This is a genomic window from Nonomuraea sp. NPDC004702 (genome assembly GCF_053601695.1).
This window is the reverse complement of record NZ_JBSGCE010000039.1, coordinates 13,779-31,744: the sequence shown is the minus strand read 5'-3', so window position 1 is coordinate 31,744 and position 17,966 is coordinate 13,779. Positions and strand designations below refer to the sequence as shown.

At 73.0% G+C, this 17,966-nt stretch carries 12 protein-coding genes and 1 pseudogene; 3 read left to right on the top strand and 10 right to left on the bottom strand.

Annotated features, from left to right (window positions below):
- Positions 1 to 14: 14 nt before the first annotated feature.
- The 5 genes and pseudogenes from ACWEJ6_RS36390 to ACWEJ6_RS36370 form a co-directional block, all read right to left on the bottom strand.
- Positions 15 to 269 (bottom strand): annotated as a pseudogene (locus tag ACWEJ6_RS36390) (DUF7144 family membrane protein); the annotation flags it as partial.
- A gap of 391 nt (positions 270 to 660) precedes the next feature.
- Positions 661 to 1,677, bottom strand: a complete 1,017-nt coding sequence (locus tag ACWEJ6_RS36385) for an NAD-dependent epimerase/dehydratase family protein (protein ID WP_387663907.1) — start codon at positions 1,675 to 1,677, stop codon at positions 661 to 663.
- A gap of 33 nt (positions 1,678 to 1,710) precedes the next feature.
- Positions 1,711 to 3,906 (bottom strand): SulP family inorganic anion transporter, encoded by a 2,196-nt coding sequence (locus ACWEJ6_RS36380; protein WP_452429707.1) that lies wholly within the window; start codon positions 3,904 to 3,906, stop codon positions 1,711 to 1,713.
- A gap of 80 nt (positions 3,907 to 3,986) precedes the next feature.
- Complete coding sequence (locus ACWEJ6_RS36375) at positions 3,987 to 5,384, bottom strand: hypothetical protein (protein ID WP_452429705.1); 1,398 nt, start codon at positions 5,382 to 5,384, stop codon at positions 3,987 to 3,989.
- A gap of 199 nt (positions 5,385 to 5,583) precedes the next feature.
- Positions 5,584 to 6,153: a YbhB/YbcL family Raf kinase inhibitor-like protein gene (locus ACWEJ6_RS36370; protein WP_452429703.1), complete on the bottom strand. Its 570-nt coding sequence runs from the start codon at positions 6,151 to 6,153 to the stop codon at positions 5,584 to 5,586.
- A gap of 1,266 nt (positions 6,154 to 7,419) precedes the next feature.
- Between ACWEJ6_RS36370 and ACWEJ6_RS36365 the strand changes: the two genes are divergently transcribed.
- Both ACWEJ6_RS36365 and ACWEJ6_RS36360 read left to right on the top strand, forming a co-directional pair.
- Positions 7,420 to 7,941, top strand: coding sequence for a PH domain-containing protein (locus ACWEJ6_RS36365; RefSeq protein WP_358284587.1), 522 nt, complete (start codon positions 7,420 to 7,422; stop codon positions 7,939 to 7,941).
- A gap of 80 nt (positions 7,942 to 8,021) precedes the next feature.
- Positions 8,022 to 9,473 (top strand): PH domain-containing protein, encoded by a 1,452-nt coding sequence (locus tag ACWEJ6_RS36360; RefSeq protein WP_452429700.1) that lies wholly within the window; start codon positions 8,022 to 8,024, stop codon positions 9,471 to 9,473.
- A gap of 100 nt (positions 9,474 to 9,573) precedes the next feature.
- On the opposite strand, the gene sepH is transcribed toward ACWEJ6_RS36360, so the two are convergent.
- Positions 9,574 to 12,411 (bottom strand): septation protein SepH, encoded by a 2,838-nt coding sequence (sepH, locus tag ACWEJ6_RS36355; RefSeq protein ID WP_452429698.1) that lies wholly within the window; start codon positions 12,409 to 12,411, stop codon positions 9,574 to 9,576.
- A 161-nt stretch (positions 12,412 to 12,572) separates the two neighbouring features.
- Positions 12,573 to 13,529: a S8 family serine peptidase gene (locus ACWEJ6_RS36350; protein WP_452429696.1), complete on the bottom strand. Its 957-nt coding sequence runs from the start codon at positions 13,527 to 13,529 to the stop codon at positions 12,573 to 12,575.
- Positions 13,530 to 13,642: 113 nt separating this feature from the next.
- On the opposite strand from ACWEJ6_RS36350, the gene ACWEJ6_RS36345 reads away from it, so the two are divergent.
- Entirely contained in the window at positions 13,643 to 14,590 is a 948-nt protein-coding gene (locus ACWEJ6_RS36345) for a hypothetical protein (RefSeq protein ID WP_452429694.1), read from the top strand.
- Here ACWEJ6_RS36345 and ACWEJ6_RS36340 read toward each other — a convergent pair.
- From ACWEJ6_RS36340 to ACWEJ6_RS36330, 3 genes are read right to left on the bottom strand one after another with little or no spacing between them, the layout of a single operon-like run.
- Positions 14,587 to 15,864 (bottom strand): D-arabinono-1,4-lactone oxidase, encoded by a 1,278-nt coding sequence (locus tag ACWEJ6_RS36340; RefSeq protein WP_452429692.1) that lies wholly within the window; start codon positions 15,862 to 15,864, stop codon positions 14,587 to 14,589. The two genes, ACWEJ6_RS36345 and ACWEJ6_RS36340, sit on opposite strands and share 4 nt — an antisense overlap.
- Positions 15,865 to 15,908: 44 nt before the next feature.
- Positions 15,909 to 16,631, bottom strand: a complete 723-nt coding sequence (locus tag ACWEJ6_RS36335) for a polysaccharide deacetylase family protein (RefSeq protein WP_449922343.1) — start codon at positions 16,629 to 16,631, stop codon at positions 15,909 to 15,911.
- A gap of 55 nt (positions 16,632 to 16,686) precedes the next feature.
- Positions 16,687 to 17,838, bottom strand: coding sequence for an MFS transporter (locus ACWEJ6_RS36330; protein ID WP_452429690.1), 1,152 nt, complete (start codon positions 17,836 to 17,838; stop codon positions 16,687 to 16,689).
- Positions 17,839 to 17,966 lie beyond the last annotated feature (128 nt).

Sequence of the window (17,966 nt, the reverse complement as noted above, 5' to 3'; positions counted from 1 at the left end):
ATGACCGCGAGCGACCACCACGGGTTGACCGCGATCCAGGTCAGCTGCGTCATCGCGTTGATCATGACGAGAACCACCGCCACGACGCGGGCCCAGGTCTGCCCCACGCTCACCGCGATACCGGTCAGGAGCAGGACGACCCCGAACAACAGGTGAATCCAGCCCCAAGTGCCGACGTTGAAGAACAGCAGGCGGGATGGTGTGCGGACGAACAGCCCGCTGTTGATCACCGCGTAGAGACCGGTGATGATGTTGAACACGCCGGCCATGATCATGAGCATGCCGGCGAACCATACCCAGCCCACCCAGCCCGTTACGGGCCTGCTCTGGTACGTCATCGTCGAACCCTCCCCCGTGAGTTCACGTACACCGGCAGTCACCTGCCCGTCGAGTTGGGCTGTATGCGTCTTCCCAGCTCACAAGGTTTCGACGACGTGTCAGGCGCCCGGCGGCGAGGGGCGGAAACCCAGCCGCCTGCGGGGCTGCCTGACAGCCTCGGCACCCTGACGACGCCTCAGCCGAGCCCCGACGGCCCGCCTCCGCGGGGTCCCGACGGCGTCTCCGCCGGGCCCCGGCGGCGTCCCCACCGAGGCCCGGACGGCGCTACTCCGCCCGGGGCTCGACGGCGCTTCCACTTGGGTCCTGGCGGCGCTTTCGGGGTCAGGCGGAGCGGGCGTCCCAGGCGGCGAGGATGGCGGCCTCCTTCTCCGGGGCCATCCCGTGGACCATCCTGCGCCCGTAGGAACGCTGCTCCTCCGGGATCTCCCGCAGCCACGCCCACGTGTCACGCACGGTCTCCGCGACCGGACGCGCCCGCAGCCCCGCCGCCTCGGCCTTGCCCGTCGGGACGCTCCAGAAGTTGGCGTTCTCCTCCGACGGCGGCCCGCCCCACAGCGGCAGCTCCACGAACGCCCCGGCCCCCTGCGCGACCAGGAACTCCGCGTCCATCCAGACGAACTCCGCGTCGGACCCGGTGACCTGCTTGCACAGCTCCAGCCACTCGCCGTAGGTGGTGTTGCCCGCCGGGCCGGTCACCGCGAAGCGGCCGGCGACGCCCCGCTCGGCCTGGTCGAGGGTGAAGATGGCGACGTCGCGGGCGTCGATGAGCTGCATCGGCTCGGCGGGATCGCCGGGCGCCAGCACCCGGCCGCCCCGCGAGATGCGGGTCAGCCACCAGGGCAGCCGGGCCACGTTCTCGTACGGGCCGAGGATCAGCCCAGGCTGGATGATCAGCGCGTTGCCGTCGAAACCCTGCTCGACCGCCCGCTCGCACCCGGCCTTCAGCACGCCGTAGTCGCCGTCGTCGGGACCGGCGTCGGGCTCGCACGGCCATCCGCCGGTGTCCTCGGTCGCGGCCTTGGCGGGGAACCCGTCGAGGGCCGAGACGCTGGAGATGAACGCGTACGTCGCCGCCCGGCCCGACAGCGCCCGCACCGACTCGCCCACCACCCGCGGCACATACCCGGACGTGTCCACCACGAAATCCCACGACCGGCCGTCGGCCAGCCGCTCCAGGTCGGCGACGGACTCCCGGTCGCCGCGCACGGCCTCGACGCCCGGCACGTCGCCGCCGCTCTGCCCTCTGTTGAACGTCGTGACCTCATGGCCACGCGCCAACGCCTCTTCCGCGATGGCGCGCCCCAGGAACCCCGTGCCGCCGATGAGCAAAATCTTCATGAACCCATCTTGGGCGGCCGGCGGGGCGCGGGCTCACAACTTCACGGAGAGCGAAGACCGCAGCGGCGGCACCAGGTGCACCCGCGCCGACCCGATGTCGAAGTACAGGCCCACCAGCTCCAGCTTGCCCGCCCTGACCTGCTCGTCCACCTTCCGGTAGGTGCGCAGGTTCTCCAGCTGCTGCTGGACGTTCACCCGGCACAACACGTCGAGGGCCCCCTTGTGCAGCCGGTCGCCCTCGGTCTCGATGAACCTGGCCAGGCTGTGGTTCCCGTGCCGCAGCCACCGCCGCAGCCCCGGCAGGCTGCCGGCCTGCACCCCGGCGCTGAGCACCCCGGCCATGGCCCCGCATCCCGAGTGTCCGCACACGGTGATCGTGCGCACGCCGAGCACCTGCGTGGCGTACTCGATCGCGGCCACCACCGAGTCGTCGTGCGGCTCGGAGCCGCGGCGCGGCACCAGGTTGCCGATGTTGCGCACGGTGAACAGGTCGCCGGGACCGCTCGCCGTGATCAGGCTGGGCACGATCCTGGAGTCGGCGCACGTGATGAACAGGTGGGTCGGCTGCCGCTTGTGCGCGAGCTCGGTGAAGATCGGCCGGACCAGCGGCGCCGTGGTGCGGTGGAAGTCGCGCGCCCCCTCGGTGCAGGTCGCCGGGGTCGAGCCGCCGTCGTCGGGGATGGCGCGGCGCTGCGGGCGGGCCCGCCGCTGCGCCCACGGCACCCATCGCCGGTCCGGCGACCTGCCGGGGTACGCGCGGGCCCCGCCGGCCGCCAGCGTGTACCACTCGTCGTGCGGCTCGTCGAGGTCGACCGTGCCGCCCGCCTGCTCGTGGTCCAGCCGCCAGGAGTGGATGGCCTCGAAGGCCGCGTTGTCCATGAAGTCGATGGTGAGGTCGAGGTCGACCGGCGTGCCCGCGGGGATCGACCGCAGCTCGTGCGTCAGCCTGGGCACGCCGAGGAACGTCAGCGAGCCGCTGATCGTCACGTGCAGCCGGCCGTCCGGCTCCTCGCGCCTGCGCACGCTCACCCAGGTCAGCCGGCGCAGCGCCAGCAGCGCGGCCAGCGCCGCCCCCGCCAGCACCCCCTCGGCCAGGCCCAGCACGATCACGGTCGCCGCCGTCACCACGTAGACCGGCACCTCGCCGTGCCCGCGCCCCTTCCTGACGCGCGCCAGCCCCACCATCCGCACGCCGGTGAACACCAGCAGCGCCGCCAGCGCCTCCAGCGGGATCAGCCGCACCGACCAGCCGAGACCCACCGCGAAGCCCAGCACCCACACCCCGTGCAGGATCGCCGCCGACCGGGTGCGCCCGCCCGCCCGCACGTTCGCCTCCGTACGGACGACGCCGCCGGCGATCGGCAGCCCGCCCAGCGCGCCCGACACCATGTTGGCCACGCCCTGGCCGGTCAGCTCCTGGTCGAGGTCGGCGCGGCGGCCGGGGTGCGTCCCGTCGGCGGCGGACGCGCACAGCAGCGACTCGACGCTGCCCAGCAGCGCGACGAGCAGCACCGCGCCCACGATCGTGTGCCAGTCGGCGGACGGCAGCACGGGGAATCCCCACCCGGAGAAGCTGCCCGCCAGGTCGATGTGGGTGACGTCCCAGCCGGCCAGCCAGGCGACGCCCGCCGTGGCCGGCAGCGCGACCAGCGGCGCGGGCACCACCCTGACGCGGGCCGGCAGCCGCGTCCACGACGCCAGCACCATGATCGTGAACAGGCCCAGCGCGACCTTGTGCCCGTGCAGGCCTGCGATCTGGCCGGGCAGCTCGGCGAGGTTGGCCAGGGCCGACAGCTGGGGCTGTCCGCCGAGCACCACGTGGAGCTGGGAGAGCGCGAGGATCACGCCGACCGCGGCCAGCAGGCCGCGCAGGACCGCGGGGGAGAGGGCCGGGACGACCCGGGCGGCCTTGACCACGCCGAGCACGAGCTGGACGACCCCCGCCAGTAGTGTGATCATGCACGTGGCCCGCCAGCCGTGGATCCGCACCAGCTCGACGACCACCACGGACACCCCTGCCGCGGGCCCGCTCACCTGAACGGCCGACCCGCCCAGCGACCCGGCCACGACCCCGCCCACGACGGCGGCGATGAGCCCGGCCGCCGGCGGGGCGCCCGAGGCCGCCGCGATGCCCAGGGAGAACGGGACTGCGACGAGGAAGACCACGAGCGAAGCGGGTAGATCATGCCGTAGCGTACGCAACCAGCTACTGAGGGTATCGCCGATCATGTCGGAAACCCTAGTGGTGCGCCACCCCCGCTTTAGGGGGTCGTCGCGGGGGTTTTACTCATTCGGTAAGGGGCCGGAGATCACCGGTAGTAGTCGTTGTAGTCCTGCTCGGGGGCCCGGCGACGGCCGCCGCCGTTGTCGGCCTGGCCGGGAGCGGCAGCGCCCTGCGACTGCCCGCCGTACGTCGGCCAGTTCGCCGTGCCGGACGGCGGCTCGGGCCAGGCAGGGCCGGACCCGGCGGTGAAGTCGCCGGTCTCGTACGCGATGGAGGACGGCGCGGGCGGCGCCGGCGGAGCCGACAGGACGTCGTCGTAGGCCGAGACCGCGCGGGCGGGGACGGTCGGCGTGCCGGTGGCCGGAGAGGGGCCCGTGATGGGCGAGCCGGAGTCGTCGGCCACGGCCCAGCCGGCGCGCACCTCGTACGAGGCCGGGAACGCGGCGGCCGGCGAGGCGGTGGCGGTGGGCTGCTCCACGAAGGCGGGCCAGGAGCTCGCCGGGCCGCCGTAGGAGGCGGGGGAGGGGTCGTCGAGGATGTCGGGCGAGGCGGCGGGCCAGGAGCCGGAGGTGGCCGCGGCGGGCGCGCCCGTCCAGGTGGTCTCAAGAGCGTCCGCCGCGTTGTTGGCGGCGTTGTTGTACGCGGGGAACGGGTCGCTGGTCGGCGCGCCGTGGATCGGCGCGACGGGCGCGACCGGGAAGGACCCGCTGGAGGTGACGCCCGCGTAGGAGCCGCCGCCGGCGGCCGGGTTGGCGGGGAACGAGCCCCCCGCTGCCGGGACGGCCGGGTGGGCGCCGCTCGCGGGCAGGGGCTCGGGGCGGGAGGCCGGCACGACCGGCTGGGCGCCGCCGAGGAGGCTGAGCACATCGGGCGTGGGCGCCGCGAACGTCACCGTGCGCTGGTCGGCCATGTCGGAGGCGGAGGGGGTGGGCCGCTTGGCGGGCTCCACCAGGTCGGCGAGGTTGGCCGCGGCTGCGGCGGGCTGGCGCTGGGGCAGCGGGGCCTGGACGGTCGCGGCGTTGGGGTCGGCCGCGGCGGCCACGGGCTTGGGCTTCGCGGGACGCTCACGGCGCTCGGCGGGCTGCTCACGCTCGACGGGACGGGAGGCGCCCTTCCGGGCCGCCACGGTGCCGCCGGCGCCGAAACCGCCCTCCTCGGCGTCGCTGCGGATGTTCGCCCAGAACTCCTCGTCCTCGTGGTCGGTGGTCGGGTTGCCCCACTCGTCGACGCCACGCCTGCCGCGCTGGCCGGTGCGCACGGGCTTCGGCTTCACCTCGTCGATCGGGGAGAAGTCAGGGCTGAAATTGGCCATGCGCGGTTCGTGCGCGGCGAACTCGTCGGTGGACCGGGCGTGCGTCATCTCCTCCTTCTCGGCCATCTCCTTCAGCCGTTCCGGAGGGAGAGAGCTCTCCCGGCGGTTCATGGAACGCATGCCCAGTGCCACGACGACGAGCACGAGGAGCACGACAGCGACCAAGCTCACGACGACCGCGATCATTGCACCACCCTCAAAGCCATGGCCTCCCTGTGGCATCGGTGAGATCGCGCGGCCATCGACGCGATCTGCCCCCTTTGATCACCAATGCCTAACAATTGGATCTGATTCTGTCGGACCACTATGAGAGTTGTCACACCCTACGCAAAGAATTGGTTCATCCGGTCTACCTGCGGTGATCGACCTGTCACTGGATGTTCACCGCCGTCAGCCGGCCCCGGGCGATCGTGTGGTCGGCGATCTCCTTCAAGATCTCGGGGAGGCCGCCCTCCTTCGCCTCGACCTTGTCGTTCAGCGTGTAGACGGTGAACCGGTAGCTGCCCGGAGTGTTGCAGGGCGGTTCGTAGCCCGCCTTCCCACTGGTCACCGTGGCCTGGCCGGAGCCCTCGGGAGGACTCTCGGCGGCGCCCGGCCCCAGCTCGGTCGTGGTCGCCGGGATGTTGTAGAGCACCCAGTGAACGGCCGATTCGGAGGGAGTATGGGAATCGACCACGATCGCGATCGACTTCGCCTTCGGCAAGGGTTCGCTGGACCAGCGCAGCGGCGGGCTGCCCTGGCGGCCTCGGCAGGAGAACTCGCTCGGCAGCGGCATGCCGTCGCGCAACTCGGGGCTCGAGACGTTGATCTCCGCGATCTCCTTGGCCTGGGATCTTCCGATGCCCAGGGCGGCGCAACCTGACAGGGTGAGCGCGAAAGCCACCACTGTCACACTGACAGCGGCCCGCCTCACACGTGATGCCGTGTTACACAGCCCCATGCCGGATGATGCTACGCGGCTCTCGGCGGTGCGCAGACCGTTTCCCGATGGTCGGTCGTCGGTAAAGGAGCCGAAACCGGCCAGAATGCGGGGATCCTGGGGGTGAAGTTGGCCACAGGGACGCCGTCGGCGGAGGCCCGGGGGTGGCCATCTGATGACCTTCCTGGCCTGCCCGTTCCCCGGGGCGGGCGGCGCGATCGCGGCGCGCGAGCTCACAGGACAAAACGGGCACGGTTTCGGACGGCGCCCGGCACGCAAAATTCAGATGCGCCGGACGAGGCAGATGTGCTTTGCACGGGGTGCGGCTGCCCAGCGTCTCTGCGCCTTGCGGGAGGTGGCGGCTGCCTATGGCTTGCGGGGCGGGGGTGGCTGCCGCGTCGCGCGGGCTTGTGGGCGGACGGCGGCTGGCACGTCCGCTTTGGCTTGTGGGCGGACGGCGGCTGGCACGTTGCTGTGGCTTGCGGGGCGGACGGCGGCTGCCACGCTTCGTGAGGGCGTTTCGCGCGTGGTGCGGTAACGCGCCGCCGGGCCTGGATGGCACGAACGTGGCGCCGCCGACGTGGCCCAGCACGACAGCCTGCGGCCGGCCGCCACCGAGCATGCACCCGTCGCCCCCGGCCGGCCGTCCGACACGCCGCGCCGCCCGTCCGATCTTTACCTGCCGCCGCGTGGGGCACGCGGGGTCCTGCGCAATGCCCGTCGTGGCAGGCGCTGGCGCTCCTCGGCCGGGCCGGACTCCCTTCGGCTCTTGGCCTATGACCCTCCGAGCAGCCTGAGCGTCGTCTATGCCCTCGTGCTCTCAGCGGGTGCGGGCCCTGCGCTCCCAAGCCCCGAGCAGAGGAAGCCTCTCGGCCCCCCCGGGTTCCCGGCCGCCCGGCCCCCCAGCCTGGTTCCCGGCCCCCCGGGTTCCCGGCCCCCCAGCCCCCGGCCCCCCAGCCCTTCGGCCCCCGGCCCCTCGGCCCCCGGCCCCCGGCCCTTCGGCCCCCGGCTCCCGGTCCCCGGCTCCGGGTCCCTGGTCCCCGGCCCTTGGCACCTCGGGGCCGGGACTTGCGGGCCCCTTGGCTTCTGCTCCCTGGCTCGGGTCTGCCGACCGGCACCGCGATTCGTCCGTCCACCGGTTCTGGGCTCCGGACCCCCGAGGGCCGGCTGGCCCTGGTTGTGGGGATGCCTTTCGTGGGTGGCCTTGGCGGCCGTGCCGGGGGATGGAAGAGATCTTGGGGTCGGGGTCAGATCGTCTTTCGGGGCGTGCGCCCTAAGCTGGTTCTTGTGACGTCAAAAGGCCCACTGCGTGACCCCGCGCACCGCGTCTCGCCCAAGGCCCGCCGCCTGTGGTTGCTGCAGGCGGCGATCGGATTCGTGCTCTTCGTGGGCGGTTCGGCCGTGGTGGCCGGGTGGGTGGGCGGCAGCGGCTGGTCGTGGGTGCCGTCCTGGTTCGCCGCGCGTTCCTGGTTGTTGCCGCTGGTGGTCGGGGTGGTGCTGACGCCGTTCCTGGCGGCGGAGCCGTTCATCAGGTACGCCGTCCATCGCTGGGAGTTGTCGGGCGACGTCGTCTACGCCAGGTCGGGGTTCCTGACCAGGGAGTGGGTGTTCGTGCCGGTGAGCCGCATCCAGACGGTCGACAAGGGCCAGGGGTGGATGGAACGGCTGCTCGGCCTGGCCACGCTGGAGATCCGCACCGCCTCGCACGCGGGCTCGTCCACGATCAAGGGCCTCGACTTCGAGGTGGCGGCCGGGCTCGCCGAACGGCTCGCCCACCGCGCCGAAGAGCTCAGGGACGACGCCACGTGACCCAGCCGCCGCCACCACCGCCCTCTCTGCCTCCTCCTCCGCCGCCCCCGCCCCCCGCGCCCAGGCGGCTCAGCCCCAAAGTGCTGCTCATCGACCCGGTACGCATGCTGCCCTCGCTGCTGCTGCCCCTGGTCGGCGTGCTGTTCGTGGGCGGCTTCTCGGCCAGGTCCTACGCGTGGGCGGCGTTCGGCGTCGTCGGCACCGTCGTGTTCGCGGTCATCCGCTGGGCCACCTTCACGTACGAGATCGTCGGCGACCGCCTGGAGACCAAGCGGTCGCTCATCAGCCGCTCGATCCGGACCATCCCGTTGGAACGGGTGCGCGGCGTCGACGTGTCCACGCCGCCCATGCACCGCATTCTCGGGCTGGCCGTGCTCAAGGTCGACACGGGCGCGAGCGGCGACGACGAGGAGGCCGCGCTCGACGGCGTCACGCTGGGCGAGGCCGAACGACTCAAGGCGGTGCTGCTGCGCCGTGCCGTCCAGGTCAGGGAGGCCGAGCACATCCCGGGGCCCGGCCCCGCGCCCGTGAACCGGCCGATCATCGCCGTCCCGCGCCGGTGGCTCCTGTACGGGCCGTTGTCCGGGGCGTACCTGCTCACGCCGTTCGCGCTCGCCGGCGGCGCGGTGGGGTTGGCCTTCCAGTGGGGCGACGACCTGGGCTTCGGCCAGGACGCCGCCTGGAACGCGGGGGAGTGGCTGTGGGAGCACCCCTACCTGCTGCTCGTCGTGGCGCTGCTGCTGGTCGTCGCCATGCCGTTCGTCGGCGGCGTGATGTACGCGGTCTTCAACTGGGACTTCAGGCTCACCCGCCGCGACGGCTACCTCGTGGCCGAACGCGGACTGATCAACCGGCGCAGCGTGTCGCTGGAGTCCCGGCGGGTCCGCGGTTACGAGATCGTCGACGGCCTGGCCGAACGCCTTGCCGGGGTCGTACGCGTGTGGGCGATCGTGACCGGGCTCGGCGACTCCGAGACGCGCGGGCAGTTGCTGCCCGACGTGCCGCGCCAGGTCGCCGTCGGCGTCACCGCCGACGCCGTGGGCCCCTTCCGCTCCACCCTGCGCGCCCATCCGCCGGTCGCCCGCAACCGCCGTCTGTTCCGCGCCGTCTTCCCGTGGCTCCTCCTGGCCACGCTGAGCGCCGCCGGGGCGTGGGCCACAGGAATGATGCTCTGGTGGATCCTGACGGTCCTGGCGTTGCTCCTGGCGGGCGCTGGAGTGTTCCTGGGCCTCGACCGGTACGCCTCCCTGGGGCACGGCTACGACGGCGCCCGGCTGGTGGTCCGCTCGGGCTCGTTGCGCCGTGCCGAGGCGGTGATCGAACGCCGGGCCGTGGTGGGCTGGCGGCTGCGCCAGACCTGGTTCCAACGGCGGGCCGGGGTGCTGACGCTGATCGCGGGGGTCGGAGCGGGCAAGGGCGGCTACGACGCGCTGGACGTCTCGGAGGCTCAGGGCGCGGCGTTCCCCGCCGAGGTGACGCCGGAGTGGCTGGCCCCGTTCATGCGGCCCCACACCGTCCCGCCACAGGACTGAACGCCTCCGCCGAACACCGCGGAACTTCCTTCTTGAACGACCGAGGCCGCGCCCTCCTGCCGAGGTGGGCGCGGCCTGCGGTCGCTTGATCGGGTGCGGGTCAGTCCTGGCGGCGGGCGCCGAACATGATCTCGTCCCACGTCGGCACGGAGGCTCGGCGGCCACGCGAGTTCTTGCGCGCCTGACGCGCGGCCGGAGCGGGCGGTGGAGAGGGCACCGGGACGTCGTCCTTGCCGGGGCCCTTGGCGTCGTCCTTGCCGGGACGCGCGGCCGGGACCGGCGGGGTGCCCTTGGGCGCGCCGGGGCCCGGCTTGGGCCTGGGCGCGGGCGCCTTCTTCTCGGCCACCTCGGCCTTCTCCTCGACCTTCTCCGCCACCTCCTCGGACGCTTCCGGCACGGCCACGTCCTGGGCGGGCACGTCCTGGGCGGCGGGCTCCGGTGCCGTCGCCGGGCGCTCCTGCTCGGCGTCCGGGGACTTCGCGGCAGCCGGCTCCGGAGCGGTCGAGGACTCTTGGTCGGTCTCGGCGGCCGGCACGTCCTGCGGGGTGGCGGCTGAGGGCTCGTCGGCCGGTGCGTCCTGGGCGGCAGAAGTCTCGGCGGCGGGTGCGTCGGGCGTCGCCGTCTCGGTCGGAGCCGGCTCGGCCTCGGTTGTGGCGTCCGACTCGGCGGTCGTAGCGGGTTCCGGGGCGTCCTCGGCGGCTGCCGGTGCGCTCTCGGTGGTCGGCGTGGGTGTGGTGGCCTGCGCCTGCGGTGCGGTTGCCGCGTCCTCCGGCTGGGAGGCTGCGGTCGTCGCGTCCTCCGGCTCGGTGGGTTCGGGCGTCTTGGGCGCGGGCTCCGCGGCGGTCGGCGCACTTGACGTCACGTCCGAGGCGGTCGCCTCGGTGGTGGCGGGCGTGGAGTCGGTGGTGGCCACCGTGGGCGTTTCGGTGGATGCGGCGGAGGAAGCCTCCGCAGCGGCGTCCGGGACGTCCGTCGCACCGGCCGCCGAGGCGTCCGACGAGGGCGCGGTGGAGTCGTTTGCCTCGGGCGTGGTGACCTGGGCGTCGCCGGTGTCGGAGGTGGTGGCGGCGTCTTCGGGCGCGGGAGAACCGGTGGTGTCGGTCTCGGGCGTGGCGGAGACGGACGTGGTGTCGGCCTCCGGCGTCGCGGAGCGCTGAGCGTCCACGGCCGAGCCCGTCGGCTGGGCCTCCGTGGTGGCCGCGGCCTCCTGCACGTCGGCCGTGGCGGAGGGCTCCGGCTGGACGGGCGCCGCGGCGGCGGGCATCGAGGTGGCGGGCATCGAGGTGGCCGGCTGGGCCGGGACGGAAGCGTCGGGCTGGGCCGTGCGCTCCCCGGCGGCCGTCGGCGAGGACGGCGGCGTCACCGGCCCTTCAGGACCGGCCGACGTCGGCAGGACTTCAGGAGCCGCCGACGTGGCGGCGACCCCGGGAGCGGACACCGCCGCCTGCCGACCAAGAGCCTCCGAAGCGGCAGGCGACTGAGCGCCCGCCTCCGGAGCGGCGGGCGACTGGACGCCGGCCTCCGGAGCGGCAGGCGGCTGCGCACCCGGCGACGGACTGACCGACGCTTCCCCATCCAGCGACGGGCCGGCCGGCAGTTGTGTGCCAGGCGCAGGCGTCGCAGGCGGCTGCGTACGGAAGTCCGAAGCAGCAGGTGGCGGCGTACCGAAGTCCGAGGAAGCAGGCGGCTGCGGGCGGAGGTCCGGGGTGGCAGGCGGCTGCGGGCGGAGGTCCGAGGCGGCGGGGGGCTGGGTGGATGTCGTGGGTTCGGTGGGGGACGGGTGGGAGGTGAGCGGGCGGGAGGGCGGCGGGGTGGCGGGCGCGTAGATGGAGTCGTCGCGTTCCCCCGAGCGGCCCGAGCCGAAGTCCGGCAGCCACGGCGACGTGCCGCCGCGGCGGGAGGAGGCGTCCGGAGAGCGGCCGAAGCCGGTCTCGCGGCCCGCGGTCTCCCCACGCTGGCCCTCAGCGCGCTCCCCACGCTCCCCGCGCTGCCCCTCGGCACGGGACGGGTCCGGGTGGAAGCCCTCGCCCCGGAAGGGGGCGCGGCTGGTCTCGGGCAGGGACGACGAGCCGTCCGACGCGCTCTCCCGCCCCGGGGACGGCCGCTCGAACGGCACGTCACGCCCGGAGACGTCACGTCCCGCGAGGTCACGCCCCGGCAGGTCGGGGCCGCGGCCGTAGCCGCCGGTGTCGGCGGGCCTGGGCGGCGGGGTGTAGCCGACGGCCGGTTCCTCCGGCTCGCGGCGCACGACCGAGGGGAACGGCAGCGGGTCGGAGGCGAGCGGCGGCACCGGCTGCAGCTTGGCCACCCGCGGCGCGAACGGCGTGACCGTGGTGTCCTCCACCACGGCGGGCTCGGGATCGAAGTCGGCCGACGACAGGCGCATGGCCTCGTCGTCGTGCGGTGAGACGTGGCGCTTGCGCGGGTCGAAGAGCCATTCGGCGTGGCGCGTGTGACCGTTCCAGACGTAGCCGAGCTTGACCCGCCACAGGCCGTCGTCGCGCTTGGCGGAGTCCCAGTCGATCTCGTCGGTGGGCACGCCGCGCCTGGTCAGCCGCTCGGCCACCAGCTCGCCGAGGGTGGGACCGGGCGCGGTCTCCCCGGGCATGCGGACGGCGACGCGCTGCGCCTGCTGGGCGACGTACTCCCGCTCCTGCAGCACCGGGCCCTCGAACCAGCGGACTCGTTCGACCGGGATCCCGGCGGTCGCGGCGATCTCTTCCGCTGTCTCTCCGGCGCGGATGCGTGCCTGGATCTCCTTGGGGCGCAACGGGCTCTCCACTTCGATCTCGTACTGGCCGAGACGGGAGAAGTTGCCGCGGACGGCAGCACGGAGCCGGTCGTCCACGGGAAGGGTGAAGCGCGTACCTCGCCCGGCAGTAGCCAGCACGAGATAGGTGCCGTCCTCACTCACCGCGACGAGTCGGAGCTCCTGCATGCGAGTCCCTTCGTCAGCGTCGCCATTCTTCCCCCGGACCCTTGAGTCTCTCGCGTGTGCCGGTTGCCTGCCAGCACCGTACCCGGCATGTCCGAACATCGCCTTCCTGGGAAGCCCCGGGGGCGATGTGACGCCGGTCACATTTGTGGATTCCATTTCCTCTAACGCCCGCCGCTGTGCATGAGGAGGTTAGAGCTCCTCGACGGATTCTGGCGAATCGCGGCGCGTGCTGTTGTGCACTTCAGCGAACTCGCGACAAGGGAGGGGGCGGCGTCGGGACGGCGTTCGAGAAGACGCGCCGCGGCGGCGGCGAGGTACGGGGCGCCCGCCGAGAACGCCTGCCCGCCGGAGGAAACCTGGCACCAGCCCGAGTCGGCCGCGCCCACGACGAACACCCCCGAGCGCACCAGCGACCGTACGGCCGCGCCGAGCGCGGGCGAGTCGGCCCCGTCGGCGGCGAGCGTGACGACGGACGGGCCGCGCGCGTGCCGCCGGATCCAGTCGAGCCCGGCCAGCACGTCGGCCAGCGAGCCCGACCCCGCGCAGCCGAGCACCCGCACCGAGGCGATCCTGGCCTCCGGCGCCCGCGAGGCGACGGCCCTGGCCACGCGCGTGCCGTGCCCGCCGCAGTCGCGTCCGGTGCCGCCGGTGGCGTCGAAGGCGCGCCAGGCCCGGTCGCCGAACTCGGCCCGGGTGACGTCGACGCCGGTGTCCACGACGAACACGGTCGTGCCCGCGCCCGAGTCGGCGTCCGTGGTGGAGTCCGTGTCGGGGGCGGCGGCGTCGCCGGGCATGGCGTGGATCTCGCGGTCGGGCTCGACGGCCAGGACCCGGCGATCGGATCTGAGCTCGGCCAGCTCGCCGACGGTGAGGAAGGTGGCGAAACCCGGCAGAGCCTCGGTGTAGTAACGCCGTACCCGCCATCTCACCTCCGCGACGAGGTCCCGGGCGTCCGCGCGGCTGCGGGCCGTGACGATGTAGGGCCGGGTGGGCTCGGAGGCCGAGGGGCGCAGGGCGAGTCCGGAGGCGGGCGTCATGGCGAGCGGGACAGCGGTCGTCGCGGCCGTCGCCACGGCCGCGGCGAGGTAGACGGAGGGTAGGCCGAATCGTCGGGGCACGAGTTACGAGGATGCCTGTCGCGCAGGTCACAGGAACAACGGGACACGCGCTCGCGTCTATTCACGAGGAAGCTCTTTACCGTACGCATGACCAGAGGGGACTGATCCGGGGGATGACCGGCGAGCAGCGGAAGTTCGAGCTGAGCGTGCCACAGATCCTCGGGAGCGCCCTCGCCGCCGTCACCGCCGCGGTGGCCGCCTCCTACCTCGGGGTGGCGGGCACCGTGATCGGCGCCGCCGTGGTCAGCATCGCGAGCACGGTGGCCAGTGCCGTCTATACGCACTATCTCAAGCGCACCGGCGACCGGGTCAAGCAGCACACGCTGTCCGCGTGGCGCGAGGAGCAGGAGGAGGGGCAAGGCCTGCTCGCCGCCGCCGCGAACGCCACCCCGGCCGCGGGCGAGGAGACCGCCGCGCACGCCGCCCGGGCCGCAAGGGAAGGGACCGCCGCGCACGCCGCCGGGGCCGCAGGGGAACAGATCACCGCGCCCGCCGCCGGGGCCGCAGGGGAGCAGACCGCCGCGCACGCCGTCCGGGGAGGCGGCGGCCAGGGGCATGACACGCTGGTCATGCCGGTCGTCGAGCCCGCCGGGCGCGGCGGGCTGCCGTGGCTGAAGATGGCGGTCGCGGCCGCGCTGGTGTTCGCGGTCAGCATGGGCGGCATCCTCGCCTTCCAGGCATTCGACCACCGGACGCTGCACGAGCGGGTCACCGGCGGGCAGACGTCGGTGAAGGAGCAGCAGCGCGCCCCCGTCAAGGATCAGGGGCACGACCGCCAGGACCGCGACGACCGGCCGATCGGTCCGACGCAGTCGCCGACCCCGACCCCCACCCCGACGCCCACGGACACGCCGCGCACTCCGCCGCCCTCCGGGACCGGCGAGCCGAGTCCGAGCGGCACGCCGACGCCCACGCCCACGGACACGGTCGAGCCCGTCCCCGAGACGCCCGGGCCCGGCGAGGAGGAGCAGGAGCGTCCCGACCCCGGCGAGCAGCAGTCCAGCGCGCCCCCGGCCACGACCCAGCCGGACGAGCCGCCGGCGCAGCAGGAGGGGCGCTAGCCGAGCACCACGTCGAGGTAGTCGTTGGTGAACACCCGGCGCGGGTCCAGCCGGTCGCGCAGCGCGACGAAGTCGTCGAAGCGGGGGTAGACCTTGCGCAGGTACGCGGCGTCCCGGGTGTGCATCTTGCCCCAGTGCGGCCGGCCGTCCAGCCGGTTCATGATCTCCTCCACGCCCTCGAAGTAGGCGGGGTTGGGCGTGGGCCGGTAGATGTGGCAGGCGACGTACGCCGAGTCGCGGCCGTACGCGGTGGACAGCCAGGCGTCGCTGGGGGGCGTGACGCGCACCTCGACGGGGAAGGTGATCTTCCAGTCCATCCTGTCGATCAGGTCGCGGGTCTCGCGCAGCGCCTGGGCCAGGTGCTCGCGCGGCACGGCGTACTCCATCTCCAGGAACCGCACGTCCCGGCGGGCGGTGAACACCTTGTACGAGGTGTCCACCGCCTCCGAGTCGCCGAGGGCCGCCGCGCTGATCGCGTTGATCCGCGGGATCAGCGCCGGACGCCGCCCGCCGACGGCGCAGGCGGCGCCGAAGACGGTGTTCTCCAGGAACACGTTGTCCAGCCAGTGCTTGAACGGGCTCGGCGGCCTGGCCGGGCCCGCGTCCCTGTTGTTGGTCTTGACCAGGCAGGCGTCGGTGTGCGGCAGCCAGAAGAAGTCGAGGTGCTCGTTGGCCGAGGTCAGCGAGTCGAGCGAGGCGAGGATGTCGGTGAGCGTCATCCTGCGCCGCCGGTTGCGCAGCAGGAACGCGGGCTCCACCCGGAACGTCACGGCCGTCAGCACGCCCAGCGCCCCGAGGCCGACCCGGGCCGCGTCGAACAGGTCCTCGCCGGGCACGGCCGTGGCGACCGAGCCGTCGGCGAGCACCAGCTCCAGCTCGGTGACCTGGTCGGCCAGGCCGCCGCTGTCGCGCCCGGTGCCGTGGGTGCCGGTCTGGATCGCCCCGGCGACGGTCTGCTCGGTGATGTCGCCCATGTTGGCCAGGGCCAGCCCGCGCTGGTCGAGCAGCTCGTTTAGCACCTTGAGCGGCGTGCCGGCCAGCACCGTGACGCGGTCGTCGCCGGCGGACCTGATGCCGCTCAGCCCCTCGGGGCGGAGCATGATCCCGTCGGTGAGGGCCACCCCGGTGAAGGAGTGGCCCGTGCCGACCATGCGCAGGCGGCGCCCGGCGGCCGAGGCGTCCCGCACGGCCTGGACGACGTCCGCCACGCTCGCGGGGGTGCGCACCTCGGCAGGGGCGCCCGTCTGATTCCCGGCCCAGTTAGTGAAGACCATGAGGCGCCCCTCCGAGCGTCGTTCCGATTAAACGTGAACGATACTCACTTCTCCCAGCCTTCGGGAACCGGGAAAATCTGACCGGGCTGCAGGTTCTGCTGCTTGATCACGTCGGAGACCGTGACCAGCTGGTACCCCTTGGCCTGCAGCGACTTGACGATCGAGGGCATGGCGTCCACGGTCTGCTTGACCCAGTCGTGCATGAGGATGATGCCGTCGCGCTCGGCCACCTCAAGGGTCTTCTTCTTGATGGCCTCGACGTTCTTGGTGTCCCAGTCGTGCGAGCCGGCCGTCCACAGGATCATGGGCATGCCGAACTCGGTCGCGACGTCCGACACCTGGATGTCGGCCAGCCCGTACGGCGGGCGCAGCAGCTTGGGCTCGACGCCCGCCGCCTTCTTGACCGCGTCCTGGGTCTTCTTGATCTCGCTCCTGATGACCCCGGCGTCGATCTTGGTGAAGTCGGGGTGCTTGTAGCTGTGGTTGCCCACCTCGTGGCCCTCGGTGACCATGCGCTTGACGAAGGCCGGGCGGCTGTTCACGTACTGGCCCTCCAGGAAGAAGGTCGCCTTGGCGCCGTACTTCTTGAGGGTGTCCAGCAGGGTGCCCGCGTACTGGCCGGGCCCGTCGTCGAAGGTCAGCGCGATGCACTTGACCTGCTCGCAATCGACCTCGGCCTTCTTCGGCGTCTGGGCGAACGCGGGCGCGGGAGCCAGGGTGACGCAAACTGCCGCGATAGCTAGAAGTGAAGTGATTTGTCGGGACATAGCAAAGCTTCCGGTGTGATGGGTGTTGCGAGGGATAACTCCCGACCGTAGCGGATCAGCTCTGCAAGGGTGAAGGCGCTTCCGGAAGTCTCAGCAAACCCGAACCTCCGACGCCCACGACCGCCGCCAGGAGCGCCGCGCACACCGCGAAGCCGAACGCGCTGGACGCGCCGAAGGCGTCGGTGAGCTGCCCGCCCGCCCACGCGCCGATCGCCACGCCGAACCCGATCGAGGTGGAGATCCAGGCCATGCCCTCGGTGAGCAGGGACGGCGGGACCAGCCGCTCGGTGAGCGAGAACCCGGTGATGAGCGTCGGCGAGATGGCCAGACCGGCCACGAACGCCACGGCGGCCATGACCCACGGGTCGTCCACGAGCAGGATCGGCAGCAGGCCCACCACGAACACGCCCAGCGCGCGGATGAACCGGGCGCGCAGCGAGATCCGCCACTCCCGCGAGCCGAACCACAGCCCCGACACCATCGACCCGCCCGCGAACGCCGCCAGCAGGAATCCCGAGGCGCCCTTCACGCCGTGCTCCTCGGCGAAGGCGACCATGATCAGGTCCACCGAGCCGAACACCGCGCCGAGCCCGAGGTAGACGCACGCCAGCAGGGCGATGCCGGGGATCAGGATGGGGGTGCCGCCGGCCGTCCTGACCGGTTGCACGGGCGGCTGCGTACGCCGCTGCGCCGCCAGGGCCAGGCAGCCGCCGAGCATGCACACCAGCGCCACCAGCAGCCCCGCGTACGGGTTGATCGCGGTGGCCAGCACCGTGACGAGCGCGGGCCCGGTGACGAAGACGACCTCGTCGGCCACGGACTCGAAGGCGAAGGCGGTGTGCAGCGTCCCGGTGCCGCCGTGGATCGTGGACCAGCGGGCCCGCACCATCGACCCGATGGACAGGGAGGACGCGCCGATCAGCAGGCCGGAGACGTACAGCGTCCACTCGGGCAGGCCGAGCGCGGCGCTGAGCATCAGCGCGGCCATCGCCAGCGCGTTGACCACCGAGAAGGGGGCGATCACCCGGTTCTGGCCGAACCTGTCCACCAGCCGCCCCGACAGCGGCGCCGCGATCGCGAAGGCCACGTTGGTGGTGGCGCCGACCGCGCCGGCGGTGGCGAAGGACCCGGTGGCGGTGGAGATCAGCAGCACGACGCCGATGCCGAGCATGGACATCGGCATCCGGCCGACGAACCCGGCCAGCACGAATCCTTTGACTCCGGGCCCGTTGAACAATCCCCGGTAAGGCCCGACCACGCTGTTTCCCCCTTACTTGGCGCCCCCACGATGGCGCACCGTCTGTCCGGATGGCAAGTGATATTTCCGGTGAGTGG

Coding starts and splice junctions, on each gene's coding strand:
- ACWEJ6_RS36385 (WP_387663907.1), bottom strand. CDS start 1,677: ATGAAGATTTTGCTCATCGGCGGCACGGGGTTCCTGGGGCGCGCCATC.
- ACWEJ6_RS36380 (WP_452429707.1), bottom strand. CDS start 3,906: ATGATCGGCGATACCCTCAGTAGCTGGTTGCGTACGCTACGGCATGAT.
- ACWEJ6_RS36370 (WP_452429703.1), bottom strand. CDS start 6,153: ATGGGGCTGTGTAACACGGCATCACGTGTGAGGCGGGCCGCTGTCAGT.
- sepH (WP_452429698.1), bottom strand. CDS start 12,411: ATGCAGGAGCTCCGACTCGTCGCGGTGAGTGAGGACGGCACCTATCTC.
- ACWEJ6_RS36345 (WP_452429694.1), top strand. CDS start 13,643: ATGACCGGCGAGCAGCGGAAGTTCGAGCTGAGCGTGCCACAGATCCTC.
- ACWEJ6_RS36340 (WP_452429692.1), bottom strand. CDS start 15,864: ATGGTCTTCACTAACTGGGCCGGGAATCAGACGGGCGCCCCTGCCGAG.
- ACWEJ6_RS36335 (WP_449922343.1), bottom strand. CDS start 16,631: ATGTCCCGACAAATCACTTCACTTCTAGCTATCGCGGCAGTTTGCGTC.